This is a genomic window from Tateyamaria sp. (assembly GCF_039940735.1).
Taxonomy (GTDB): domain Bacteria; phylum Pseudomonadota; class Alphaproteobacteria; order Rhodobacterales; family Rhodobacteraceae; genus Tateyamaria.
Genome location: NZ_JBDVGB010000048.1, coordinates 26348 through 49790 on the forward strand (window position 1 = coordinate 26348; position 23443 = coordinate 49790).

Annotated in this window: 24 protein-coding genes and 1 tRNA gene; 10 read left to right on the top strand and 15 right to left on the bottom strand. The window is 56.7% G+C overall.

Annotated elements, in window-relative coordinates; translation table 11 throughout:
* Window positions 1-3: 3 nt before the first annotated feature.
* Window positions 4-1146 carry an alpha-D-ribose 1-methylphosphonate 5-triphosphate diphosphatase gene (locus ABJF76_RS09170; protein WP_413822131.1) on the bottom strand — a complete coding sequence of 381 codons (1143 nt, stop codon included), beginning with the start codon at window positions 1144-1146 and terminating at the stop codon, window positions 4-6.
* A gap of 35 nt (window positions 1147-1181) precedes the next feature.
* Between ABJF76_RS09170 and ABJF76_RS09175 the strand changes: the two genes are divergently transcribed.
* Complete coding sequence (locus ABJF76_RS09175) at window positions 1182-1862, top strand: DUF1045 domain-containing protein (protein ID WP_413822132.1); 681 nt, start codon at window positions 1182-1184, stop codon at window positions 1860-1862.
* A gap of 35 nt (window positions 1863-1897) precedes the next feature.
* Here the strand turns inward: ABJF76_RS09175 and ABJF76_RS09180 are convergent, their stop codons facing one another.
* The 3 genes from ABJF76_RS09180 to ABJF76_RS09190 all read right to left on the bottom strand — a co-directional run bounded on the left by ABJF76_RS09180 (window position 1898) and on the right by ABJF76_RS09190 (window position 5290).
* Complete coding sequence (locus ABJF76_RS09180) at window positions 1898-2290, bottom strand: VOC family protein (RefSeq protein ID WP_413822133.1); 393 nt, start codon at window positions 2288-2290, stop codon at window positions 1898-1900.
* A gap of 311 nt (window positions 2291-2601) precedes the next feature.
* A complete protein-coding gene (locus tag ABJF76_RS09185; protein ID WP_413822134.1) occupies window positions 2602-4692 on the bottom strand; it encodes an acyltransferase family protein in 2091 nt (696 codons plus the stop codon).
* 523 nt (window positions 4693-5215) lie between these two features.
* Window positions 5216-5290, bottom strand: a tRNA-Thr gene (locus ABJF76_RS09190).
* A gap of 83 nt (window positions 5291-5373) precedes the next feature.
* Here ABJF76_RS09190 and ABJF76_RS09195 point away from each other — a divergent pair.
* From ABJF76_RS09195 to ABJF76_RS09225, 7 genes are all read left to right on the top strand, one after another.
* Complete coding sequence (locus tag ABJF76_RS09195) at window positions 5374-5535, top strand: hypothetical protein (RefSeq protein ID WP_413822135.1); 162 nt, start codon at window positions 5374-5376, stop codon at window positions 5533-5535.
* Window positions 5528-6799: a UDP-N-acetylglucosamine 1-carboxyvinyltransferase gene (murA, locus tag ABJF76_RS09200; RefSeq protein WP_413822136.1), complete on the top strand. Its 1272-nt coding sequence runs from the start codon at window positions 5528-5530 to the stop codon at window positions 6797-6799. Before ABJF76_RS09195 ends, murA begins: the two co-directional genes overlap by 8 nt.
* A complete protein-coding gene (locus tag ABJF76_RS09205; protein WP_413822137.1) occupies window positions 6796-7266 on the top strand; it encodes a DUF2948 family protein in 471 nt (156 codons plus the stop codon). Before murA ends, ABJF76_RS09205 begins: the two co-directional genes overlap by 4 nt.
* The gene (locus ABJF76_RS09210; RefSeq protein ID WP_413822138.1) at window positions 7226-7789 is read left to right on the top strand and encodes an N-acetyltransferase family protein; all 564 of its coding nucleotides are present in this window, start codon (window positions 7226-7228) and stop codon (window positions 7787-7789) included. Before ABJF76_RS09205 ends, ABJF76_RS09210 begins: the two co-directional genes overlap by 41 nt.
* A 62-nt stretch (window positions 7790-7851) precedes the next feature.
* The gene (gene hisD, locus ABJF76_RS09215; protein ID WP_413822139.1) at window positions 7852-9153 is read left to right on the top strand and encodes a histidinol dehydrogenase; all 1302 of its coding nucleotides are present in this window, start codon (window positions 7852-7854) and stop codon (window positions 9151-9153) included.
* Between the two features lie 154 nt (window positions 9154-9307).
* The gene (locus tag ABJF76_RS09220; protein ID WP_413822140.1) at window positions 9308-9787 is read left to right on the top strand and encodes a UPF0262 family protein; all 480 of its coding nucleotides are present in this window, start codon (window positions 9308-9310) and stop codon (window positions 9785-9787) included.
* Window positions 9788-10249: a low molecular weight phosphatase family protein gene (locus tag ABJF76_RS09225; RefSeq protein WP_413822141.1), complete on the top strand. Its 462-nt coding sequence runs from the start codon at window positions 9788-9790 to the stop codon at window positions 10247-10249.
* Window positions 10250-10303: 54 nt separating this feature from the next.
* On the opposite strand, the gene ABJF76_RS09230 is transcribed toward ABJF76_RS09225, so the two are convergent.
* The gene (locus ABJF76_RS09230; protein WP_413822142.1) at window positions 10304-10663 is read right to left on the bottom strand and encodes a hypothetical protein; all 360 of its coding nucleotides are present in this window, start codon (window positions 10661-10663) and stop codon (window positions 10304-10306) included.
* A gap of 356 nt (window positions 10664-11019) precedes the next feature.
* Complete coding sequence (locus ABJF76_RS09235; protein ID WP_413822143.1) at window positions 11020-12432, bottom strand: hypothetical protein; 1413 nt, start codon at window positions 12430-12432, stop codon at window positions 11020-11022.
* Between the two features lie 65 nt (window positions 12433-12497).
* On the opposite strand from ABJF76_RS09235, the gene lepA reads away from it, so the two are divergent.
* Both lepA and ABJF76_RS09245 read left to right on the top strand, forming a co-directional pair.
* Entirely contained in the window at window positions 12498-14294 is a 1797-nt protein-coding gene (gene lepA, locus ABJF76_RS09240) for a translation elongation factor 4 (protein WP_413822144.1), read from the top strand.
* Window positions 14287-15201 (top strand): hypothetical protein, encoded by a 915-nt coding sequence (locus ABJF76_RS09245; RefSeq protein WP_413822145.1) that lies wholly within the window; start codon window positions 14287-14289, stop codon window positions 15199-15201. Before lepA ends, ABJF76_RS09245 begins: the two co-directional genes overlap by 8 nt.
* Before the next feature lie 263 nt (window positions 15202-15464).
* Here ABJF76_RS09245 and ABJF76_RS09250 read toward each other — a convergent pair whose 3' ends face one another.
* From ABJF76_RS09250 to ABJF76_RS09290, 9 genes are all read right to left on the bottom strand, one after another.
* Window positions 15465-15974 (bottom strand): REP-associated tyrosine transposase, encoded by a 510-nt coding sequence (locus tag ABJF76_RS09250; protein WP_413822146.1) that lies wholly within the window; start codon window positions 15972-15974, stop codon window positions 15465-15467.
* An 81-nt stretch (window positions 15975-16055) separates the two neighbouring features.
* On the bottom strand, window positions 16056-16622 hold the full coding sequence (locus ABJF76_RS09255) for a PA14 domain-containing protein (protein ID WP_413822147.1): 567 nt from the start codon (window positions 16620-16622) through the stop codon (window positions 16056-16058).
* 112 nt (window positions 16623-16734) lie between these two features.
* Window positions 16735-17214, bottom strand: coding sequence for a class I SAM-dependent methyltransferase (locus ABJF76_RS09260; protein WP_413822148.1), 480 nt, complete (start codon window positions 17212-17214; stop codon window positions 16735-16737).
* Entirely contained in the window at window positions 17211-17957 is a 747-nt protein-coding gene (locus ABJF76_RS09265; RefSeq protein ID WP_413822149.1) for a polysaccharide deacetylase family protein, read from the bottom strand. Before ABJF76_RS09265 ends, ABJF76_RS09260 begins: the two co-directional genes overlap by 4 nt.
* The gene (locus tag ABJF76_RS09270; RefSeq protein ID WP_413822150.1) at window positions 17954-19084 is read right to left on the bottom strand and encodes a glycosyltransferase family protein; all 1131 of its coding nucleotides are present in this window, start codon (window positions 19082-19084) and stop codon (window positions 17954-17956) included. The genes ABJF76_RS09265 and ABJF76_RS09270 overlap by 4 nt, the downstream gene beginning before the upstream one ends.
* Window positions 19081-19665, bottom strand: a complete 585-nt coding sequence (locus ABJF76_RS09275) for a histidine phosphatase family protein (protein ID WP_413822151.1) — start codon at window positions 19663-19665, stop codon at window positions 19081-19083. The genes ABJF76_RS09270 and ABJF76_RS09275 overlap by 4 nt, the downstream gene beginning before the upstream one ends.
* Window positions 19665-20726 (bottom strand): glycosyltransferase family 4 protein, encoded by a 1062-nt coding sequence (locus tag ABJF76_RS09280; RefSeq protein WP_413822152.1) that lies wholly within the window; start codon window positions 20724-20726, stop codon window positions 19665-19667. The genes ABJF76_RS09275 and ABJF76_RS09280 overlap by 1 nt, the downstream gene beginning before the upstream one ends.
* A complete protein-coding gene (locus ABJF76_RS09285) occupies window positions 20723-21961 on the bottom strand; it encodes a glycosyltransferase family 4 protein (protein ID WP_413822153.1) in 1239 nt (412 codons plus the stop codon). Before ABJF76_RS09285 ends, ABJF76_RS09280 begins: the two co-directional genes overlap by 4 nt.
* Window positions 21958-23181: a glycosyltransferase family protein gene (locus tag ABJF76_RS09290; RefSeq protein ID WP_413822154.1), complete on the bottom strand. Its 1224-nt coding sequence runs from the start codon at window positions 23179-23181 to the stop codon at window positions 21958-21960. Before ABJF76_RS09290 ends, ABJF76_RS09285 begins: the two co-directional genes overlap by 4 nt.
* Window positions 23182-23443 lie beyond the last annotated feature (262 nt).

Here is a 23443-nt window from a genome sequence, read left to right on the forward strand (position 1 = left end):
GGGCTAGGCGATCTGATGCGCTTTGCTCCAGACTTGCCGGATCGAGGTGATGCCGTCCAACGGCTTGAATCGAACCACATCGGCGCGTTTGCCGACCTCAAGCACACCCCGATCGGTTAGGCCGACGTGATTGGCAGGGGCCGCCGTTACTGTGGCTATTCCACGGGCCATGTCGCCCCATGTTTCACCCAATTGCACGGCTGACATCAAAAGCGCGGCAGGCACATAATCCGAAGACAGGATGTCTAACAAATCACGATCGGCCAAGTCACCGGCTGCGACATTGCCCGAATGTGATCCCCCGCGCACAAGGTTTGGCGCGCCCATAATGATTGCGATGTCATTGTCGCGGCAAGCTTGGGCCGCCTCAACCGTTGTCGGAAATTCTGCCATAGCAACGCCGTGGCGCGCCGAGGTCGCGACTTGGCCTGCGGTGGTGTCATCATGGCTGGCCAAGACAGCGCCAAGTGCTTTTCCAAAGGCCACTGCCGCGGCTTCGTGCGCGGCCCCGAACTGGGCTTGTAAATCTTGCAAATCGGCGATGTGCTTGGCGAAATCCGCAGCGCTCATGTTGTGTTTGCCCATCACATAGGCCTTCATCTTTTCGAGATCCCGAAATTGGCGCTGGCCCGGCGTGTGGTCCATAAGGCTGACGATGCCAATGCGGTCATCGCGCGTGAATTCAGCCAATTCTACCGGTAGGGTTTCGCTGCAGATTTCTGCGCGCAAGTGAAGGTAATGGCTGATCTTAAGCACACCTTGGGCGCGTAACGCCAAAAGCGCGTGTGACACTTCGCGTGCGTATTTGGCGTGTCGCGCCTTGCTGCTAGAGATTGATCCGACGCGCATCGCGTCAAAGACAGTCGTGATACCGCATCCCGCCAGTTCACGATCGTGCGCAAGAATGGCAGGCCCATGCGGCCAAGACACTTTCGGGCGGGGTGAAATGTGTCGTTCTAGATTGTCCGTGTGAAGTTCGATCAGGCCGGGGCACAGATAGTCGCCTTCGCAGTCCAATGCGCCAGTCGGAACAGCCGCCCCGGTGTCGATTGCCGCGATCTTGCCGTCGCGCAGGGACAGGCTGCCAATAATTACCTCGTCTTTTAGGATCAGCTTGGCGTTGGCGAGGGTTAAATCTTGTGTCATGTGCCTGTTATCTCGAACTGCAATTGGGCTGCGTCATGTTTACACGCTACGCGATTTATTACACGCCCGAACTGGGCACGCCGTTGGCCGATTTCGGCGCAGGGTGGCTGGGGTGGGACAGTGCAACCGGTGCGACTTGCCCGCATCCTGACATGGGTGGTTTGGATGTCGCCGCAGTGACGGCGACGCCGCGCAAATACGGGTTTCATGGCACGATCAAACCGCCGTTCCGTCTGGCTGAAGGCACCACAGCGCAGGGTTTGTCCGACGCCCTTACGGCCCTGTGCACCACGGTATGTCCGGTGCTTTTGGATGGGTTGGAATTGGCCCGATTGGGCCGCTTTCTGGCGCTTGTGCCTGTCGGCGATGCAAGCGCGCTGGGCACGTTGGCCGCGCGCTGCGTGCAAGACCTGGATGCTTTTCGCGCGCCAGCCACCGCAGCTGAGTTGGAAAAACGCCGCGCAAGCCGGTTGAACCCAGCCCAAGACGCGCATTTGCAACGCTGGGGATATCCTTACGTGTTGGATCAGTTCCGCTTTCATATGACGTTGACCGGGCGGCTTGGTGCTGAACCGTTCGCGCATGCCGAAGCTGCACTTGCGCAGCGGCTGAGCCCGCTTGATCTGTCGCCGCATCCAATAGCGGCGCTCACTTTGTTGGGCGAGGACGCGGACGGGCGATTTCACCAAATCCACCGATACGAACTGGCAGGATAGATCGCGCAGCCAGCTATCTGCGTGCTGCAACGTGATCATCTTGGATCATAGGACAATTCCAATCGGGTTCCCCCCGGTTCGCGAACCATAAAGTGTTCTTTCGGTCCTTTGCCGGAAAACTCGGGCGCAAATTCGATCACGACACCGGGCCAATCTGCGACCACTTTGAACAGTGACTGCAATTGCGCGGCCGACGCCACCTTGAGTGCTGTGTGGTGCAGGCCCGCATTGGCGTGCCGGTCAAAGGCGGTGTCTCCGCGTTGCTGCCATAACGTCAGCTTGGAATGACCGTCGGTAATATAGGCTGACGGATAGTCCGGGTTGCCGCCAAATTGCGTCCATCCCAAAGCTTGCGTGAAGAATGCAAGGCTGGCGTCAAGATCGGATACCGTCAGGCCAAGGTGATCGATTCCAAGTGTTTCGCTCATATTTTGCCTCTGAATTGGTGTGAAGTCCGCGTGGCATCCCGTCGTGCGTCAAGACACCTTGTGAAGTCGTACATTTAGTATGCAGCTAGATAAATGATGCGAGCAAGCACAACTCTTGTTCATGCACATGTTGGCATGAATCGCTTTGTGTTTGCGAGATGGGACAAGGTCGCGGTTCGTAGCAGACGCACCAAGGTCCATTTCCGCGAACCGTTCAAAAACCGTCCTTTTTGGAACCCTCAGGGCTCGAACCCATAACCTTGCCCCCTGCTGCAAATCACTCTCTTTGACGGGGCATTCACCATTTCAACTCAAAACGACCGCTCAACACGGATCAGGATGATTATATCAGGTTTATCCTCCGCACTCGCAAGGTCTTGTGGAAGCGTACGTAGTTTCTCGTTCCAGTGCCCAAGATAACGAACCTCCTCAAAAGTAGCGTTGATGTAGGGCGCTACAGCATTTGTGAAGGAATCACCAATAACCCATACAGTCTGCTCGGATAGTGGCGAGTTGTTTGTCACAACCTCGGCGCGTCCAAAGGGCGTTTTCGGTTGGTTCGGTAGAGGCTTGGTTTCCAGATCTGGCGCGCTGACCCATGCGATTTGCCAGCTGTCACCTGTGGTCACGGGGAAGCCCTCAATCTCTGAGATCGCGATTAAATCACCTGAGTGCGGCGCGCCGGTTTCGAAGGATACGTCAGGAGTGGGCCAGCCCATGCGGTTTGCTAAAACCGAGAAAGCCAGAAACGCTCCCTTATCGTTCCAGTGCGTGTCTGTTCTGTAATACAACAACCCAGCGCTTTCTTTGGTGCGCAGCAAGTCTTCGACTGGATCAACCACAGTCAGGTCTGCAATCGCGTCCAATCGCTCAGTGAAATATGTCACGTAACGCCGCTCAGAAGGCCCGATCTCACTGGAGAGATATTCCGGATAGAGCGTAGATTTATTGGGGCCAATCAACAATGCAACCGAAGTGTTTGCTGTTTCTGCGGCTTCAGCCAGGTTCGCGAAAAGATCTGCCTCCCGCTCAATGTTTGCCGGAGCGGGAGGAGAGGCAAGCTTCAGTTTCGCAACTGTGTCGTCGTATGCGTTCCCTAAAAACAGCCACCCTTCCTGACCCTGATACCATCTGGAAGATGAGCCATAAATGTGTTCAGCCGCCGGGCGTTTGACGGGGAGCTCTTCCAGCGTGTGCGACTCCGAGAAATCCGTTCGACTAATCAACAGTCCCGCCCCACCTACGAAAATCATCGCTCCCGTCAAGCCGACTATCTTTAGGCGAACGTTCCGGCGTCCAAATCGCAAAGGCTTTTCAACAAACCTGACCGTGAGCCAGGCAAGAAAAAACGCCAAAACTACCGCAATAATGCGTGTATCCCGATGCGGAAGTTCACCACCTTCGACAATCTGGAGAAACGACAAAATGGGCCAGTGCCAAAGATAAAGTGGATAGCTGATTAATCCAAACCAGACCGCAACCGGGTTCATCATAAAGACCCGATTGGACCACGCAGTTGCTCCTGCTGCCATGATAAGAATGGCACCGCAAACTGGAACTAAGGCCCAAGTGGACGGGAACGGCACGTTTGAGTTGATCCCTACGAAACCGTAGATCAGAAAGCACAGCCCGGCCAAAGCCATAGCATTTTCGCTAAAGGCTATCTGTCCACGCGCGAGCGACAATGGGATCATCCGCCCAATACATGTGTCGACGCGTAACTTGGCGCGATCTATTACATCGCATTTATACAGCATCAGCCAGGCAAGCACACTGCCGCTTAACATTTCCCAAAAGCGCCCGAAGGGCCAAAAGAAAGTCTCGGTCGGGTGCGACTCCACGAAGCGTAAATTGAAATAAAATGACGCCACTGCAACCAACGCCGTGACCCAGATAAGACTAAAACGCTGCCGCCATGCGAGCCATAGAACGATTGGCCAGACGAGATAAAACTGCTCCTCAACGGCCAGGCTCCACAAATGAAGCATGGGCTTTGTTTCTGCTGCGGTGTCGAAATATCCGCTTTCACCCACAAGAATGAAATTGACGATAAAGGCCGCACCACTGGCAACATGCTTTCCAAGTTGTTGAAATTCTTCTGATATCAGCGCGAACCAACCAAAAATGAGAGAGCTGGACATCACAAGAATGAGGGCCGGAAAAATCCGCCGGATGCGTCTTTGAAAGAAGTCGAGAAAAGAGAATTTGTCTTCGTCAAGGCTCGTAAAGATGTGGGCGGTGATCAGATAACCACTAATAACGAAAAAGACATCAACCCCTGTGAAGCCACCCGTTAGATGCGCAGGAAAGGCGTGATATGCAACGACCGAAAGTACAGCAAAGGCTCTCAGCCCATCTATTTCAGCCCTGTAAGAAGTTTTTGTAGATTCAATTGAAGGCAAGACGCTCTCCGTTCTCTTTTCCACAGTGAAAGTTTCGCGGCTTTCTACCGAGCCATTGGCTCGTTTAAGCCCCCTTATTGTTGTAAGTCGACAGGGCTTTTGCTATTCTATTTGCTTGTGTCATTTTTGAATCCGTAGTGATTAGATCTTCTAAATCGACAAGTGCGTTCCAAAAACCATGCTTTTGGGCAGACGCACAATTCATCCCGATTGACGCTGCCAAAAACCCTGTTCAAAACGCCAAGGCGTTGTTGAAGGTTTTTGGTAGCTCTGATGAATGACCAGTTATGGGATGCGCGGCATTTGGTAGTTTTGGTTCAGACCTGCGGTTCGCCGCCCTGCACCGTCTATGCTTTTCTGTTGAAGGAGTGGCCTAAGGTATTGCGACCTGTCCGACGCAATGGTGCGAAGGACCATCAATACTGAGTCCAAACTAAACGATGTAACGGCGCAGCCGGTGCCCGTCAGTTGGGGCCCGCAAGAGAGGCACGTTTTGAGGCTTGTTTCAGGTCGATGTGTTGGATGGTGCTGTGAGGGAGGATTGAACTCCCGACCTCGTCATTACCAATGACGCGCTCTACCACTGAGCTACCACAGCATTGTGGCGGGTGAGTAGCGACAATCGTCCGTCCGTGCAACCCCATTCTGGACGCGTACGCCCACCTAAGATAGAGAGACACCATGGCAGCAAAATCACCCCCCCGACCCAAAGCTAACGCAGACCGCGATGCGCGGTTGAAACAAGCGCTCAAAGCAAACCTTGCACGGCGTAAAACGCAGGCGCAGGCCCGCGGGGATGTGGACAACAAACAAGTCAAGGCGACGGAGCAGGACGATGGATAGTATTGTGGTACAAGGCGGTGGTCCGCTGAATGGGCAAATCCCGATTGCGGGGGCCAAAAACGCGTGCCTTGCGTTGATGCCGGCGACGTTACTGAGTGACGAACCGCTGACGCTAACCAACGCACCGCGTCTGAGCGACATTCGCACGATGACGCAGCTGTTGGAGTCTTTGGGGGCCGAAATTACCTCGATGCAGGACGGCCAAGTGCAGGTCATGTCGTGCCACGGTGCGATCAACACCCGCGCCGAATATGACATCGTGCGCAAAATGCGTGCCTCTAACCTTGTTCTGGGCCCGCTTTTGGCCCGCGAAGGCCACGCCGAGGTGTCCTTGCCTGGCGGTTGCGCCATTGGCGCGCGTCCGATGGACATCCACACCGATGGGCTAGCCAAAATGGGTGCAGAGATCGACCTGCGCGACGGCTACCTGCACGCCAAAGCTGATGGCGGTAAATTGAAGGGCGCTGTCATTGATTTCCCTTTTGCCTCAGTTGGGGCAACTGAAAATATCATGATGGCCGCGACGCTGGCCAAAGGCACGACCGTGATCAACAATGCCGCGCGAGAGCCTGAGATCGTCGATCTGGCTGATTGCCTGCGCGCCATGGGGGCGCAAATTGACGGCGACGGCACGTCGACCATCACTATTCAGGGCGTCGACCGCCTGCACGCCGCCACCCACCGGGTCGTGACCGATCGGATCGAACTGGGCACTTATATGCTGGCCCCCGCGATCTGTGGTGGCGAAGTCGAATTGCTGGGCGGGCGCATGGATTTGGTTGGTGCGTTCTGCGAAAAACTTGATGCCGCAGGCGTCAGCGTCGAAGAAACGCCCGCAGGTTTGAAAGTGTCACGCAAAAGCGGGCGCATCCAAGCCATTGATGTAACCACCGAACCCTTCCCCGGCTTCCCCACCGATTTGCAGGCGCAAATGATGGCGCTGCTGTGCACCGCCGAAGGCACGTCCGTGCTTGAAGAGAAGATCTTTGAGAACCGGTTTATGCACGCGCCTGAATTGATCCGCATGGGGGCAAACATCGAAGTTCACGGCGGAACGGCCACGGTCAAAGGTGTGTCCAAGTTGAAAGGTGCACCTGTGATGGCGACTGACTTGCGGGCATCTGTCAGCTTGATCCTTGCGGGCCTCGCGGCCGAGGGCGAAACGCGGGTTGCGCGGGTGTACCACCTTGATCGCGGATATGAACAAGTGGTGCGCAAATTCTCGGGCGTTGGTGCGCAAATCGAACGGGTACAGGGCGAATGAGCGACGACGCCAAATTCGAAGACGGGCGCGAGGCACCGTTGAACCTTGGCGTGTTGGACGCCGAGGATTTGCAGGTGGTGTCTTCGCTGACCCAAGACGGGGTCTTTCCGATCACCGAAATGACCTATGCGCGTGGGCAACGCCGTTTTGCTTTGCTGATCAATCGGTTCCGCTGGGAAGACGAAGGGCAGGGGCGTCACGCGCCCGAACGGGTGCAATCTGTTCTGGCCTTTGATCTGGTGCAGAACGTGGCGACCAACGGCATTGATCGCAGCGACAAAGACATGATCCTGTCGTTGCTGTCCGTCGGTTTTGAACCGGGCGAAGACGGGGCAGGCGATATCCTACTGACATTGGCAGGTGACGGCGCGATCCGTCTGAGCGTTGAGGCAATCGAAGCCACGCTTAAGGATGTAACGCGCCCCTATGTCGCGCCATCAAAATCCGCCCCTCGTCACGATGACTGATACGTCTGTGCCGCCGCCTGCATCATCAGTGTATGTGCGGGCGGCGACGCCTGACGACGTAGATATCTGGCGCGCGCTTCGGTTGGACGGCATTGAACGGCACCCGCAGGCTTTTATCCTGACAACCGACGAGGCGAAGTCTGTTCCGATTGAACGGGACGCGCAAAGCCTTGAGGGCGGGCATCGGTTTCTTGCCTTTCTTGGTGACACACCTGTCGGCTTGGCAGGACTTAACCGCTTGGGCATTTCACGTGCGCGGCATAGGGCCGAAATCGGGCCGTTGTACGTCATTCCGGGAGCGCGCGGAAAAGGTGTTGCTGATGGTCTGATCTCTGCAATCGAAGGTGCTGCCGATGCCGCGGGTATTTGGCAATTGGAACTGTCGGTATTTTGCGAAAACCAGCCCGCTATTGCGCTTTATGAACGCCATGGGTTTGCCGTGATGGGCAAGATACCCAATGCGATCCTTGGTGCGTTGGGCCCTGAGGATGATTTGATCATGGTGCGCACGTTGACCACGTGACGCGGTAGCCTTGAGAACCCCACTTTGTCCCGCTATGTCCCAGCGTGAACGGAGAAACGCCCATGCCACAATTCCTTGATCACAGCGACGCAGATTTTGAGGCGCGCTTTGCGGCCCTTTTGGATGCCAAGCGCGAGGATAGCCCGGATGTGGATGTCGTCGTTGCAGATATTATTGCGGATGTACGCGCGCGCGGCGATGCGGCGGTCATTGAACTGACCGAGCGGTTTGACCGGATCGCATTGACACCAGAAACTCTGCGGATCACTTCAGCCGAGGTCGACGCCGCGATTGCCCAAGTGAGCGCCAAAGATCGCGCCGCACTGGAATTGGCCGCAACGCGGATCGGGGATTATCACACGCGCCAAATGCCAGACGACGCGCGCTGGACTGATGATGCCGGTGCGACGCTTGGTTGGCGTTGGACACCCGTTTCAGCGGCCGGGCTTTATGTGCCGGGAGGGCTGGCCAGCTACCCTTCTTCGGTTTTGATGAACGCGGTGCCTGCCAAGGTCGCGGGGGTAGAGCGCTTGGCCATCACGGTGCCGACGCCAGATGGGGTATTGAACCCGCTGGTTTTACTGGCAGCAAAAATCGCAGGCGTGGACGAGATTTACCGCATTGGCGGCGCGCAAGCGATTGCAGCATTGGCCTATGGCACCGACACGATTGCGCCCGTCGACAAGATCACCGGGCCGGGCAACGCCTTTGTCGCGGCGGCGAAACGTCGGGTCTTTGGCAAGGTCGGTATCGACATGATCGCCGGGCCGTCGGAAATTCTGGTCATTGCGGATGGGGATAATGACCCCGATTGGATCGCTCTTGATTTGCTAAGTCAGGCCGAACACGATGAAAGCGCGCAATCGCTTTTGATCACCACGGATGCCGACTTTGGCCGCGCTGTGGCTGCGGCCGTCGACAAACGGTTGGAAACGTTGGAACGCCGCGCCATCGCGGGTGCCAGTTGGCGCGATTTTGGCGCGATTATTACAGTGCCTTCGCTGGAAATCGCCGCGCAGCTGTCGGATCGCATTGCGCCAGAACACCTAGAACTTTGTGTGGCCGACCCTAATGGGCTGTCTGAACAGATCGCTCACGCAGGTGCTATTTTCCTTGGGCAATGGACGCCAGAGGCCATCGGCGATTACATCGGCGGGCCCAACCACGTGTTGCCCACAGCGCGTTCGGCCCGGTTTTCGTCGGGCCTGTCGGTGATGGATTTTGTCAAACGCACGACTTTGGCGCAAATGACCCCCGAAGCCTTGCGCGCGATTGGGCCCAGTGCGGAACGGCTGGCCGCGTCAGAAAGCCTTGAGGCACATGGGCTTTCAGTCACAGCACGTTTGCGCAAATTAAACGGGTAAAACTGGCCAAACACCTAAGGCGGCTCTGAAATTTTGTTGGTCACACCGGATCTGTTTTGATTTTGGGTTTCATGAAACTTCGCGCTGCCATTGTGTTGTTGGCGGGGCTTGCGTAAGCACTTTGCATCACGCCCCGTAACCAAGACGACTGCCCATGACCCGCATTTCACACATAACGCTCGACGACGCCAACCTGCCCCCGCCTACGCCCGAAATCGAGCAAGAGCGGAAAGTGGCCATGTTTGACCTGCTTGAGGACAACACATTTGTGCTGCCCGCGCGTGAAGGACGTGAAGTACCAGCTGGCCCCTATCACCTTACGCTGTCGATCCGCGACAAACGGCTGATTTTTGACCTAGAGACGGACAATGCAGAAAAGGCGGCTGAATTCCATCTGTCCCTTGGTCCGTTCCGTCAGGTGGTCAAAGATTACTTTCAAATTTGCGAAAGCTATTTCGACGCGGTCAAGAAACTGCCGCCCAGCCAGATCGAAACCATCGATATGGCGCGGCGCGGTATTCACAACGAAGGCAGTCGGGTGCTGCAAGAAAGGCTAACCGGCAAGGCGGAGATCGACACAGACACAGCGCGCCGGTTGTTCACCTTGATTTGTGTTTTGCATTTTGGTGGATGAATGACACATCCCTTGCCGCAGTCGGTTCTATTTTGCTGCGATCATAATGCGGTACGCTCCCCCATGGCCGAAGGCATCATGAAGAAATTCTATGGCCAAGGCACCTACGTGCAATCTGTCGGCGTCCAGAACGATATGGAGATCGACGGCTTTTCCATCGCAGTCTGTCACGAATTGGGCGTTGAACTCAGCCGCCATCGTTCGCGCAGCTTTGACGAAATGGAAGAGTGGGGCGAAGACCTGTCGTCTTTTGATCTGGTTGTGGCCTTGTCTCCGGCCAGTCAGGCCCGTGCAATGGAATTGACGCGGTTCTACCACCTTGAGGTCGAATTCTGGCCAACCCTTGATCCCACAGGCTTAGGCGAAACACGCGAGGCAAAGCTGGAAAGCTACCGCGCGACCCGAGACCAGATTATCACCCGTTTGACCGATCGCTGGGGCGCGGCACAGGGAAACACCTAATAGACGTGGCGACTGGCTCGCCGCTGCACGTCTGATTGCATGAATTGTAAAGGCTTAGCCGCAGACACGCGCGGCTTGGTCGCCAAACGCTTTCCAACGCAGCCAAAACCGTTCATCCGCAGGGCGATCTGACGTGCGTGTCACCTGCGCCTGATGCGGGTTTTTAAAGAACGCGGCCCCGCGTCGTTGTTCACCTGCGGACAGCGATTGGTTGGCAACGGATTGCACGCACCCACACCGAGACCGGTTGGCCTGCTTGCGATCAGATTGCACGCATCCCTGGAAAATCGGGCCTGTGGCGAATTGCGAAATCGGCGCGCGCGCGGCACTTGTCACGGCATTGCGGTTGCCACTGGAACAGGCCGCAAGTGTGAATGCGGCGACCGTCGCCACGGTAATCAACGAAAGCTTCATGTACGTACCCTTGCCTTGCCTGCTGCGGGTTTGCCCGCTTTGTTGGAAGATAGTATGCCGGATTTGCGCGGCAAGGGCAATTCACGAAGCAGACATGCCCGCTCGGGTCGTGCAAAGCCATGCGCGAAGGCGGCGTCATAAATACGCGCGACATTAGAAAGAGGAACCAAAGCGCGGAATCAAGGCCACAGGCCGCCGCGCCATCACCAGACCGCCCCCCGGTCTGGCGATTGGGTGCCGCTTGGGCACAGCTTTGATGTTGGAGGCACTTGGCTGGTATAAAGTACTGCCGCACACAAGTCCGGACGCCAACCCGCGGCCTGTCGATGGCGCGGCTTATCCCACTTTGACCGCTCTTAAACTGTTCCACCGCTCAGCAAATTGGAAACAAACTCCACCAAATTCTGCGCTCGCATTCCAATTTTAATGCTGGACATAAATCCAGACCCTTCGGCCTTTTTGGCCCGTTCAGAAAGACTGATCTTGCCCGCGCGGTTCCCACTCTGTTTCAAAGCCTCCGCAGTCGCATCCGGGCTATCACCTTCACGGGTCGTTTCTGCCGCCAACTCAAACTCAGCATCAAGCCGACCAGTTGCTCCCTCGCGCATATCCTCGATCAGAGCTGCACCACGCAAACGCTCAACGTCTTCCAATTCGCGCAATCGTTGCCGCACACGTGCATCGACAGCATCCGCGACGTCGGGGTGATCGGCGCGAAGTTGCAAAGCCGTTTCGTCCAACGTGCGAACAAGGACATCCAAAGCGTCATCATCGCCAAACTTACCTGAGTCCAAACCAGACCGGATCAACGCGCCGGCCTGCCGCAGGAATTGTTCAAGTGCATTTGGATCATCTAGACAGTTTTCTAAAGCATGGCGCAAAATCTTTGCGGCGGTGCTCATGGAATCCAAATCGCAAACATTGCTGTCTATGGCGAGGTCCATCGCAAATTGAACCCGATTCGCAACGCTGTCGATCAGCTTGGTAGGTTCGGCAATGGTTCCTCGTACGTCATATTCACCAGTAACCGTTTCGAAGACCTCTTCGATCTGAGGTAGCGCTTCCGTCAGTCGTCGTGCCTCAATCCCCCGAATCTCCTCAGCAACCGCTGCCAACCCTTTGTCCCAAACGTCATCGTCAATTTTGGCCACCGTTGTCGCCAAATCCCAATCGATGAATGTGCCGTCCCACATCTGTTCGTACCAACTGCGGAAAAAATCCCAATCGGGTTTTTTGCTCAAATCGGTCAGAAACATTGTGTGCTGTATTTGGGCGCTATCAGGTACATCTACCCCGGCCCAAAGTGCGTTGGCGTTCAAGTCGGTTTCGACATTCTCGCTGTCCCATGCTGTGGCGGCTTTGGCAAAATAGCCGGTGGAGCTGATGGAATGGGCGACGGACAAAGCGGCCCGGCCGACGGACTTGGCCGAACGAGCGGAATAGACAGCGGAAAAGCCCGAATGGGCGGAAGGCACGGGCTCGACGGGGGAGAGGGTGGAAAGGGTGGTGTGGGCGGCGGAATTGGCGGAACGGGTGGCCTCGTTTAACCAACCCACATCTGCGGTTCGTCCCATGCCGCGAACCGCAGATGTGAGCGTACATCTCAATGCAGTCAAGACTAGGGATTCTGCACCCTCCCCCTCATATCGGCCAAGATTCGCTGCCACCCGCAACGCGGCGCGGCTGGCCATTGTGCTGCGTACCTCGGGGGTTTGACGTTCAAACCACACTTCAGCCGCGTTAACGTCGCTAAAATCGACCTCAGCCACGCCCTTGCACCCCGTAAAATCGCATCCCCATTGACCACCCTCAAAAACACCTACATATCCCAAGCATGACACCACTTTCTCACATCCGCAATTTCTCCATCGTGGCGCACATTGACCACGGGAAATCCACGCTTGCTGATCGCTTGATCCAGTCGACCAACACGGTCTCTGAACGGGACATGAAGGCGCAGCTGCTTGACAGCATGGATATCGAACGCGAACGCGGCATCACCATCAAAGCCCAGACCGTTCGCATCAATTACCAAGCCGTGAATGGCGAGGAATACGTGCTGAACCTGATCGACACCCCCGGTCACGTCGATTTCGCCTATGAGGTGTCCCGCTCCATGCGCGCCGTCGAAGGCTCGCTTTTGGTGGTCGACAGCTCGCAAGGGGTCGAGGCGCAGACGCTGGCCAACGTGTATCACGCCATTGATGCGGATCACGAGATTGTCCCGATCCTGAACAAGATCGACCTGCCTGCCGCCGATTGCGACCGCGTGGCGGAACAGATCGAAGACGTGATTGGCATCGATGCCTCTGGCGCCATTCAGGTGTCTGCCAAGACGGGCCAAGGCATCACCGAAACCCTTGAGGCCATCGTAACGCACTTGCCCGCACCCACCGGCAATGAAGATGCGCCGCTGAAAGCGATGTTGGTGGATTCGTGGTACGACAGCTATCTGGGTGTGATCGTTTTGGTGCGCATCATCGATGGGCGTTTGAAAAAAGGCGAAAAGGTGCGTTTCCTGTCCAACGACACGGTGCACCATGTGGACCGCATCGGCGTGTTCCGCCCCGCGATGCAGGTGGTTGACAGCCTTGGGCCCGGTGAAATCGGATTTCTGACCGCTTCGATCAAACAAGTCCGCGACACCCGTGTGGGCGATACGATCACGCACGAACGCAAACAGGTCGAGGCATTGCCCGGCTTTAAACCTGCGCAGCCCGTGGTGTTCTGTGGCCTGTTCCCGGTGGACAGCAACCTGTTTGAGGACATGCGCGACGCCATCGACAAACTGGCGCTGAATGACGCGTCGTTTAGTTTTGAGATGGAAACGTCGGCCGCCCTTGGGTTTGGCTTTCGCTGTGGGTTCTTAGGGCTTTTGCACCTCGAAGTGATCCGCGACCGGATCGAACGCGAATATGACATCGATCTGATCACGACGGCGCCGTCCGTGGTCTATCACGTCTATGCGCGCGATGGGTCGATGACCGAATTGCACAACCCCGCAGACATGCCGGACCCGTCCACAATCGACCACGTCGAAGAACCACGCATCCGGGCGACGATCTTGGTGCCCGATGAATACTTGGGTGACGTGTTGAAACTGTGCCAAGAACGGCGCGGCATCCAAGAAGACCTAACCTATGCCGGGTCGCGCGCCATGACGGTTTATGACCTGCCGCTGAACGAGGTGGTGTTTGATTTCTATGATCGGCTGAAATCGGTGACCAAGGGCTATGCGTCGTTTGATTATCAACTGACGGGCTACCGCGAAGATAATCTGGTCAAAATGTCGATCCTTGTGAACGACGAACCTGTTGATGCGTTGTCGATGATGGTGCACCGCGACCGCGCCGAAATGCGGGGCCGCGCGATGGTCGAAAAGCTAAAAGACCTGATCCCGCGCCACATGTTCAAAATCCCGATCCAAGCGGCGATTGGCGGCAAGGTGATCGCCCGCGAAACATTGTCCGCGATGCGCAAAGACGTGACGGCGAAGTGCTACGGCGGGGATGCCACACGCAAACGCAAGCTGCTGGACAAGCAGAAGGCGGGTAAGAAAAAGATGCGCCAGTTTGGGAAGGTGGATATTCCGCAGGAAGCTTTCATAAGCGCTCTCAAAATGGATGGATGACGAGCCAGACATCTTAATGCCTAGCGGCGGCTCAATACATAAACTTGCGGAGTTTTCTGTCGATCTTCACGAGTTTCCAACTAGAGAAACGCTTCTAATCGGTGCCGATCACGTAGAGTTTTTGAGGCCAACCTGTCTTATTTTTCTTGCTAAATCTTGCAAGATGAGGACACGTGCGAAAGATGCCGAGAAGGTAGTTTATAAAGGCCTGAACAAACTTACGTATGCCAATAATTTGGGTTTTTCCGACGCGCTGTCGCTAGAGGGACGGCCTTATCCACAAGGCGCGTTTGGTGGGCACAACTATATTCCGATGAGTGTTTTATCGCGCACAAGCTTAGACGCGGACGCTCTGGAAGTGGGAGATGAACTGGGTGATGCCATAGAACGGCGTTGCGAAGATATAGCAAGGATTGTTTCGCAACATCAAAAGGCGCACTTAAGTGACATTCTCGCACGTTCTTTTTGTGAGATTTTCAGGAATTGCTTTGAACATGGTGGGTCTGAAAACGCGGTTTTTTGTGCTCAATATTGGCCACAATTAAATACGGTCGAGATTTGCATCGCTGATCGAGGTATGGGCGTCAAAGCCTCGTTAACCGAGAGCAAACATACAAAACCTGTCACAGATAGTGAAGCTCTTGGGTTCTCACTGATGCCGGGAGTTTCTTCTAAGGCATGGCGGCACAAAAAGAAAAAGGCGGCTCAAAAATCGGTTTGGGATAACGCTGGGTACGGTCTTTTTTTTGCTCATCAACTTTTCGGAAAATTAGGCCACTTCTACATAGCAAGTGGTAATTCGTCTTTATTTTTAGACAAAGATAAGTACAAGGAAATTCCTTGTGCGATTGAAGGTACTCTAGTCTCAATGCGAATGAGCCTTTCCGATGAAAGATCCATCACATAAGCTATTGAGAAAACTAGAATTTTGGCAGCAACGGTGAAAGAGAGACTTGGTGTAAAACGTTTGAGCTATCAGAGTGTTCAAGCTTTTTTGCGTTCTGGTGTCTAATCAAAGATCGATCAACGCTTGAACCGTCTCCACGGGGCGGGCGAATTGTTTCCTGCCCCACGGTTCGTGCGCGGTGTTCTGATCAAAAAACGTAGGGTGCGTGCTTGCACGCACCGCTCTTTCATCACACGCTCCATCGGTGCGTGAAATCACGCACCCTACATGATCCGTTCGGCGTTTCTCTTGAAACGGGCATCGCTATGTACACTTGAATACGCCCAATCCTCCGGCCTTTCCACAAACCCGTGCTTCACTGGATTGATCCAACAATAATGGATGTGCGCCCAATAGTCTGATTCATCACGTATGTGATGCTCCCAAAATCGGCGTTGCCAAATCCCGCGTTCATTCCGCGCGTCGTGGCTTTTTCGGGTTGGACCCTTCGGTAAACACCGCGAAAATCTGGATTTAATCAATCGCCACCGCGTGGAAAAATCCCGATCCCCAGCAGGCAATGTCCACACGCAATGCAAGTGATCTGGCATCACCACAAACGCATCGATCTCAAAGGGGCGCTCCGCCCGTGTCATCCGCACTGCGTCGCGCAGATCGTCGATGTGCTGGACCAACGTCCACCCTCCACGCCGCGCCAACGTGACGGTGAAAAAGACGCAAGCTCCGGTAACTTGAGGGCGGCGATAGTTTGGCATGCCCCGACCATGTATCATCCATGGTTAACACACTGCTAAACGCAAAACGCGCGACCCCGTCGGGCCGCGCGATTGTCTTAAAAACCTAGCTTCGGGCTTTTACTTATACCCAAACGCTTTGTTCGGCATCCAGTTCGGCGCCCCTTTGCCTGCGCGCATCAGCAGGCATGACGAACCCACCCGTTGGAAATAAGTGATGTCCACAGGATACCACCCAGCCTGAGGCACTTCGACCTGTACGGCGCGGGTTTCCTGACAGGATTGGCGTCCATCGAAATGGCCGACCTCTTGCCCGCCGATTTTTGCGTCCAAGCCATCATTGGTTAGAAAGTCGATCGTATACGTGCCGGCGCTATCGAACTTCACAAAGCCTGAAATGGCGGCCGCCACATGTCTTTCTTGCTTTGACGTCAGTGCTTTTTCGCCAGACGCGGTGTCGCGGTAATCCAGACCCTTGAGCGGTGTACCAGCCTTGGCGCTTTTCAGTGCGCGTCTGGCTTGGCTCAGACTTTTGACATCCTGCGGATATGCATATTTCACGGCCAACCCGGATTTCAGGCCCGATGGCTGAGGGCTCGCGGGTTTCAGTTTCAGCGGAGCGGCAAAAGAGGCACCCGCGATCATCAGCACTGCGGCGGCCAACGTAGCCGTCTTGAACAGTTTCATTCATTTACTCCCTATGACTGGTCACTTGATGTGACCTTGAATCACACGCAGCTTAGGGCGACCTTTGTAAGAATGACAACATCTTAACAAAAATCGTGAACTGACGTCCCCGTTAAGGTGCGCGGTAAAACAGGTAGCGTTCGGGATCGACCGTATCGGGCCCTTTGATCTGTTCGAACCCAACAAGCGGTTGCTGCGATAACACAAGCCCGCCCGACACCATCAGAGCGGCGATAAAGGGGCTAAGTGCTCCGCCTTCGGCCACGTCCAGTTCCTTTACCCCATGACCAAAGTCATAGTGCGCCAGTGCCATCTTGTGCCCGGCGTCGGCCAGTTTGGACAGCATGTCTTCGGCTTCGCCTTGCAAGAAATCATCCTTGGGGGGGATACAACTGGGATGTGGTTTCAGCACACGGTCGATCACCCAAATGCGCCGTCCGGTGATCTCTTGACGCAGGTGGTCATAGGTCCGCCCATTACCAAGGCCCATTTCCAGAACGTCCCCGTCAATGTCCTTGATCAGGTCGGCGGCCCAGTTGATGCCATCGATTTGCGCGGTCAAGCGACGGCGCATGGATTCAAGTCTGCTCATGTCGTTTTCTCCATGGTCCAAGGGGTGGCACCGCCGTCCAGCATCTCGGTGACAAAGGCGCTGGAAAAGTTCCAGATCGCGTCTGTGTGCACAAGGTGGTGGGTCAGCAGGCCGAAGGGCTCGGTTGGGTCTTGCACGCCTGTACGGCGCGGCTCAAGAAGTTGGGTCGCTTGTGCGATCAGGGCGGCCGGGTCCACAAGGTCGCGGGTGCCCTTCCACCAGATCGGGTCGATATGGGTGTTGATTTGGGCGAGACCGGGTGCCGCATTCGGGCTGGTCCGCGCGCCGAAGGTGGACAAGGCGGTATAGCCTTGGCCCGGCAAGGCAGCGGTGACCGCTGCGCTGATCCGGTTCCAAGGCGGGACAAACATGGTGCGCAATTCGGCCCCAAACAGTGATCGCATCTGGGCCAAGCCGCGCGCTGCATCCGTACTGGCGTTGGCGCGCTCTGTCAGGAATTCGTTTTTTTTGCCGACGCCGCCGCTGTGATCCATATGGGTCCAACCGTGTACCACTGGGATGATATGGCTTGTGTCTATGGCGTGAACAAGCGCGGGGTCGGTGTGCGCGGGAATAACCGCCAAATGGATGGGCAAACCAGTCTGCGATGAAAGGTGCGACAGCTGATCAAGCGCTGCGGTCGGAGCTATGGCATCGTCATCGCGCCACCAAAGGGGCACAGCGACCGCGTCGCGCCGACATGCGGAAAGGGCGGCGCGCAAAGGGGACCAATCAAGTGTCATTGCAACGACCTTCTGTGCAGGTCGCGCACGATTTCAACGGTCCGCGCGGCACCGTCCATGCCCGCTATGCGCGGTGGGCGTTTGTTGGCCGCCTGTACGTCAGCAATGGCGTCAACAAGGGACGTGCCTGACAGAGCATCTTGTCGCAATATTGCGATGCCGTTTTGGGTGCTCAGGGCCGCGGCACGCAGCCCCTGTTCGACTTCACCTCCGTCATCGAAGGGGACCAGAACGGCAGGCACCCCGGTTTGCAACACGTCCAGTGCCGTGTTGTAGCCGCACATGGATACCGACGTCGCGGTCTTTTCCAACAGGGCGCGGAAATCCGGGCGAGGCGCTTCGATGCGTACATGCGAGGGGGCCTTGGCGTTTAAAGCGATACGGCGGCTGTCTTCGCCGCTGACAAGCAATAACCACGGTATATCTGGCGCAAGGTTGGCGGCGTTGATGGCGGCCTCAAACACCTTGTCACCAACGGTGCCCCCGCCTGCGCTGACGACGATGCCACGGCGCATCGCGGGCGTTTCATCTGGCGGGGCGGGTGCAACAAACCCTGTATAATGAAGGCACGGCGCAAGGGCTGTCGACACGGGCCAGCTTAAGTCAAGCGGGACAACGTCGGCATCAGAATGCACCAGCACGCCGTCGTAAAAGTTGGTCACCATCTCGTCGGCATAGGCTGCCTTGGATGGTTTGCTGGGCGGTGCAAGTATGTCGCGGATCGAGGACAACACCAGCGGGCGCGGCGACATCGCGCGCGCGGCTTGCAACAGAGTGGCGAACTCTTCTTTTAAGATGCGACGGCCAAACGGGAACAGTTCGGTGATAAGAACATCTGGGGCGATGTCGATCAAAAGTTCCATCAGACGATCTTGGCGTTTTTGCAAATGCGCGGGGCCTGCTTGGGTCCCGTCTTTGCACAACAATGTGGTGAATTCGGTTCCGTTGGATTGCACCGGTGGTAGCTGATGCAGGTTCACGCCTGTGGTGTCAAAATGCGACACCGCACCGCCGCCACTGACGACGCTGACTTGGTCTCCGGCCTCGGCAAAGGCGCGCCCGATGGTTAGCGCCCGGGCCAGATGGCCGGTGCCAAGCAAATGGGTGACGACGATCATCACTTTCATGGTGTGCGCCTTTCCAGCCGCGCAGGGCTTGGATCTGATCGCCAATTGGTATCATCGATATGGATGATGAACAGCCGATTTCGTTTGATTTGAAACGGGGCGGGGCCTTCGAAATCCCAGCCTGTCGCAAGGCCCATCAAAACGCGCATCACACCGATATGGCAGACTGCCAAAGTGTCATGGGTTAACGCATTGGCCCACGGTTGCAGGCGCGCGCGTAGATCGCCGGGGCTTTCACCACCGGGCGGGCAATAGCCCCAGCCCCAGTCTTCGATGTCGCGAAAGGTGGAATCGGGATCGGCCTTCAGATCGATGCCATGTGCGCCTTCCCAATCGCCCCAATCCATTTCCATCAGGGCAGGTTCTGCCAGTGCTGTTTGCCCGGTGACAATCTGTGCGGTTTCCATTGCGCGGCTCAGCGGGCTTGCCACGACGTGGGCATGTTCCCAACTTTGCGGCAGGCGCAGATCGCCCAATTGCGCGCGCGCGTCGTCGTCCAACGGAATGTCGGTACGCCCTTGTATCCGCCCCGCCCGGTTCCACGCAGTATGGCCATGTCGCAATAAAGCAAGACGGATCATCACAGTGCCTCGATTGTGCGGGACAGGGTGGCAGAGGCCGCACCAAGCAGATGATGCTTGGCGATACGATCGCGGGCCTGCGCGCCGGTCGTTTGGGCGATTTCGGGGTCGCTAAGATGGACCACTTGCGCGGCCATACCAGAGGGGCCAAGATCTTGTTCAACCAAGGGGCAAAACACGACATCGCGCACGCCGGGGCGATCTTGGGCGACCACGGGAATGCCTGCGGCTTGCGCTTCTAGATAGGTCAATCCAAAGGCCTCGTTTACGCCGGGCCACAGCAACAGGCTGGCTTTGGCATAGTGTTCGGCCAACGTGTCTGATGTCAATGCGCCCAGAAAACTGACGCGTGCGCCAAAGGGGGCCATGAGCGATGCGACCTTGGACCGGGCGGCGCCGTCGCCTGCGATCTCAAGGTGCCAATCCAGCGATGTAGGCAAGGCGGCAAGCGTTTGTGCAATCAGCTGATAAGACGCCAGTTTGTCTCCGTGCCGGATCATTGCGACACTAAGCATTGGCCCAGCAAGGGTGCTTGCGGGGGGAAGGTCGGAGCGGGACAGAAAGGGCGGTAAGTGGCACAAAACCTGTCCATCAGGGGCATCGCGACGCAGCGTTTCCGCGTCACGTTGTGTCACATAGAAAATCGTATGGGCTGCATCACTCGCGGCTTCGGCGGCGGCGGCAAAACGCGCCCAAGGCCCGTCGAGACGCTTGCGCGCGCGTGTGCTTTCGACCTGAAAATACGGAATGCCAAGGGTGCGGGCCACGGCGGGCCCGATAAGGTCGGGGGCCTTGTAATAGTTGTGATAGGTCAACCATGCCCGCCAGCCCTTTGCCGCAGGCAAGGCGGTGATGCGGGCGATTTCGGCGGTGGCCTTTTGCATCAGTGCATCTTGCGCAGCCGTATCCCCGGCGCCATCATACAACCGCAAATCAGAGGCAACGGTGACCTCATAGCCCCCGACCTCAAGCGCTTGGATTAAGGCGCGCGCCAAGGCGCGATCGCCAGAGGGTGTCGGGTGGTCGGCGGGTTTCAACGGTGCGTAGAAGGCGACACTCATTCATCCATAACCGCACGCAACCTTTGCGCCAGATGGTCAATGCCAGGTTGCATGGTGAAATCAGCATAAAGCCGCGCGTGGGCGGCTTGGGCTAGGTCTGGACCCAATGTCGGCGTGTTGGCAATGCGCGCGATTTCGGCGGCCAGCACTTTGGGGTCGTCGTCGCACAGGATGCCATGCACGCCAGTGTCTATGAATTCGGGAATGGCCGATACGGGCGTGGAAAGGATCGGGAGCAATTGGCTCGCCGCCTCCATCAATACATTCGGCAGGCCGTCGCGGTCGCCATCTTCGGCGATCCGGCTGGGCAGTACAAACAAATCCGCAGCCCGCATGGCGGCGATCACTTCGGGCTGATCACAAGCGCCGCGCCACGTAATCCGATCTTGAATGCCACGATCTGTTGCGCGTGCCCGCATGGTCGCATCCAGTGCGCCGCCGCCGATGTGGGTCCAATGCCAATCGATGTCACTTGGCAAAAGCGCAAGTGCGTCGATCAGTCGGTCAAACCCCTTTTTCTCGACCAGACGACCCACGGACAGCAAGGCAAACGGATCACCGGGCGTACGTTCGGGCCTTTCGGGGGCTTCGGGAAAGCGATCAAGATCCAGCCCGTGGTAGACAAGGTCAACAGGGGTTGTGGTGGCGAGGGTGTTCAGATGGTCCGCGCCGAACGCAGTGCAGGTCGCACCAAAAGCTGCGCCAATGCTGGCGGTGTCCAGCTTTTCGCGCAGTTCCCAATCGGGAGATGTCCAGATGTCCTTGGCGTGGGCGGAAAACGTCCATGGAATGCCGCGAAGCCCAGCGGCATAGCGCGCAACGGATGATGGCGTATGCAAGAAATGGGCGTAAATCGCCTTTGTACCTGATGGCAATTCGCGGGCCATCACGCAAGCTTGCCCGAAACGGCGAACCCGGTTGCGGGTGCGGTCACGGAACAAGTCGCGTGTGAATTGGGCAAAGGTCTTTAGGAAGCCGGGGCGAACCAGGGCCGCGATGAATCCGCGTAGGACGCGCAAAGGTTCGTCGTGCAGGTATTCGGGCAAATAGCGCACGTTGGCGCGCAATTGATCGTGCAAAGGGTGGGTTTTGGTGTCTGTCGGGTGACGCAGTGACCAGATATCAAAGGTAATGCCTGCGCGTTCCAGCGCCACGAGTTCTTGGGCGATGAACGTTTCCGAAAGGCGCGGCCAGCCTTTGACGGCGACGGCAAGTCTTGGGGGGGCTGATGTCATTCGGCAGCGTCGCTTAATTGTGCGCCCATCAGACGCTGCGCCCGCTCAATCACCACATCCAAACCATCCAGAAGCCCATCAGCCCCGGCTTGCGAGGGGCGTTGTTGATGGGGCAGGCCGCGAATGGCGGCGATCATCGATTCTGTCGTTAACCCATCGCGGAATTCATCAAGATTGCGGACAAGGCCAAGTTCCTCGGCGCGGTTGGCGCGAATCCATTGTTCAAGGCGTGGTTTCGTGCGCGGGACGATCACCGCACGCTGATCAAACGACAGCACTTCGCAAAATGTGTTGTACCCGCCCATGCAAATCACACCTTGAGCGCCGGCAAACAAGGCCTCGATGCGGCTGTCAAAGCCAGTTGCTGTGACCCGCCCACCAAGGGCGGCCACGCGTGTTTCAAAAGCGTCTCGGGTGTCGCCGGACAAGAACGGACCATAGACCAGCACAGCTTGCGGCCCAAGGGTTGGATCCTGTTCATAAGCCTTAAGCACCAGATCAACCATTGCTTCACCGTCACCGCCGCCACCGGGGGTGACAAGGATGTAGGGGCGGTCGGGCACATCAGCCGGATCGATAATCGCGCGGCGTAAATAGCCCGTCCAAACGATGCGATCGCGCGCAGCTTGCGACAGGGGTAAGCCTTTGGTTGGGTCATAGACAGATTTAGGGCCATAGACCCACAATTCGTTATAAAAGCGCTCTGTGGCCTCTATCGCGCCTTTGCGGTCCCACTCGTTGGCAAGCACCTCTGGTTTGTCCAGCACATCGCGCAGACCTAGAATGATCTGCGTGCGCCCGGCTGCGTTTAGCTTTTCGAGGATGGGCAGCATTTCACCGCGAAACCCAGTGGGTTCTTTGTCGACGATCAACAGGTCCGGTTCGTAATGTGCGATGGTCGAATTTATCAAGCCTTCGCGCAGGGATGTCGTGGTTTCAAGATCCATTCCGGAGTTCTGGCTGATATAGGTGCCGTCAGCGAGCTTTTTGACGCCGGGCAGACGCACGTGATCGACGCCTGCAGGAAAGGTAAAGCGGCCTGCGACCGGGCTTCCTGTCAAAATAATCGCGGACCCGACAGTGCCGGATTGCGTCAATGCGGATGCAAGCGCGCGACTGCGGCGCAAATGGCCAAGGCCAAAGGTGTCGTGGCTGTAAAGTACGGCGCGCCGCGGGCGTTGCCCGACCTGGCTTCGTGTCGTTAATGCAGATGAGCCCATCGTCGTCGTCTTAGTCCCGTTCGTTCGGGCACTTTTTGGGCCAAGGCCGTCAAGTGTCCCTTTTGTTCGTGCCGCACGACACAAGTATTTGCAAAACGCGTCGCCATCCCATTGGTCCGTGTCCGGTTTCGGGCCATTGCCCCAGATCGAACCACCCCAGACTCGCTATGACATGGAATAGAACGTATTGCAAAAAAAGTCCGCTTCGTTTTGCAACGGGCACAAATTCAGCCCGACGGAGTTGCCAGCGCTTCGTCGCTCG

Coding starts and splice junctions, on each gene's coding strand:
- ABJF76_RS09210 (WP_413822138.1), top strand. CDS start 7,226: ATGTCGCGCCATCAAAATCCGCCCCTCGTCACGATGACTGATACGTCT.
- ABJF76_RS09195 (WP_413822135.1), top strand. CDS start 5,374: ATGGCAGCAAAATCACCCCCCCGACCCAAAGCTAACGCAGACCGCGAT.
- ABJF76_RS09265 (WP_413822149.1), bottom strand. CDS start 17,957: ATGACACTTGATTGGTCCCCTTTGCGCGCCGCCCTTTCCGCATGTCGG.
- lepA (WP_413822144.1), top strand. CDS start 12,498: ATGACACCACTTTCTCACATCCGCAATTTCTCCATCGTGGCGCACATT.
- ABJF76_RS09170 (WP_413822131.1), bottom strand. CDS start 1,146: ATGACACAAGATTTAACCCTCGCCAACGCCAAGCTGATCCTAAAAGAC.
- hisD (WP_413822139.1), top strand. CDS start 7,852: ATGCCACAATTCCTTGATCACAGCGACGCAGATTTTGAGGCGCGCTTT.
- ABJF76_RS09270 (WP_413822150.1), bottom strand. CDS start 19,084: ATGAAAGTGATGATCGTCGTCACCCATTTGCTTGGCACCGGCCATCTG.
- ABJF76_RS09230 (WP_413822142.1), bottom strand. CDS start 10,663: ATGAAGCTTTCGTTGATTACCGTGGCGACGGTCGCCGCATTCACACTT.
- ABJF76_RS09225 (WP_413822141.1), top strand. CDS start 9,788: ATGACACATCCCTTGCCGCAGTCGGTTCTATTTTGCTGCGATCATAAT.
- ABJF76_RS09290 (WP_413822154.1), bottom strand. CDS start 23,181: ATGGGCTCATCTGCATTAACGACACGAAGCCAGGTCGGGCAACGCCCG.
- ABJF76_RS09175 (WP_413822132.1), top strand. CDS start 1,182: ATGTTTACACGCTACGCGATTTATTACACGCCCGAACTGGGCACGCCG.
- ABJF76_RS09255 (WP_413822147.1), bottom strand. CDS start 16,622: ATGAAACTGTTCAAGACGGCTACGTTGGCCGCCGCAGTGCTGATGATC.
- ABJF76_RS09280 (WP_413822152.1), bottom strand. CDS start 20,726: ATGAGTGTCGCCTTCTACGCACCGTTGAAACCCGCCGACCACCCGACA.
- ABJF76_RS09220 (WP_413822140.1), top strand. CDS start 9,308: ATGACCCGCATTTCACACATAACGCTCGACGACGCCAACCTGCCCCCG.
- ABJF76_RS09250 (WP_413822146.1), bottom strand. CDS start 15,974: ATGATACATGGTCGGGGCATGCCAAACTATCGCCGCCCTCAAGTTACC.
- ABJF76_RS09205 (WP_413822137.1), top strand. CDS start 6,796: ATGAGCGACGACGCCAAATTCGAAGACGGGCGCGAGGCACCGTTGAAC.
- ABJF76_RS09245 (WP_413822145.1), top strand. CDS start 14,287: ATGGATGACGAGCCAGACATCTTAATGCCTAGCGGCGGCTCAATACAT.
- murA (WP_413822136.1), top strand. CDS start 5,528: ATGGATAGTATTGTGGTACAAGGCGGTGGTCCGCTGAATGGGCAAATC.
- ABJF76_RS09260 (WP_413822148.1), bottom strand. CDS start 17,214: ATGAGCAGACTTGAATCCATGCGCCGTCGCTTGACCGCGCAAATCGAT.
- ABJF76_RS09180 (WP_413822133.1), bottom strand. CDS start 2,290: ATGAGCGAAACACTTGGAATCGATCACCTTGGCCTGACGGTATCCGAT.
- ABJF76_RS09285 (WP_413822153.1), bottom strand. CDS start 21,961: ATGACATCAGCCCCCCCAAGACTTGCCGTCGCCGTCAAAGGCTGGCCG.
- ABJF76_RS09275 (WP_413822151.1), bottom strand. CDS start 19,665: ATGATCCGTCTTGCTTTATTGCGACATGGCCATACTGCGTGGAACCGG.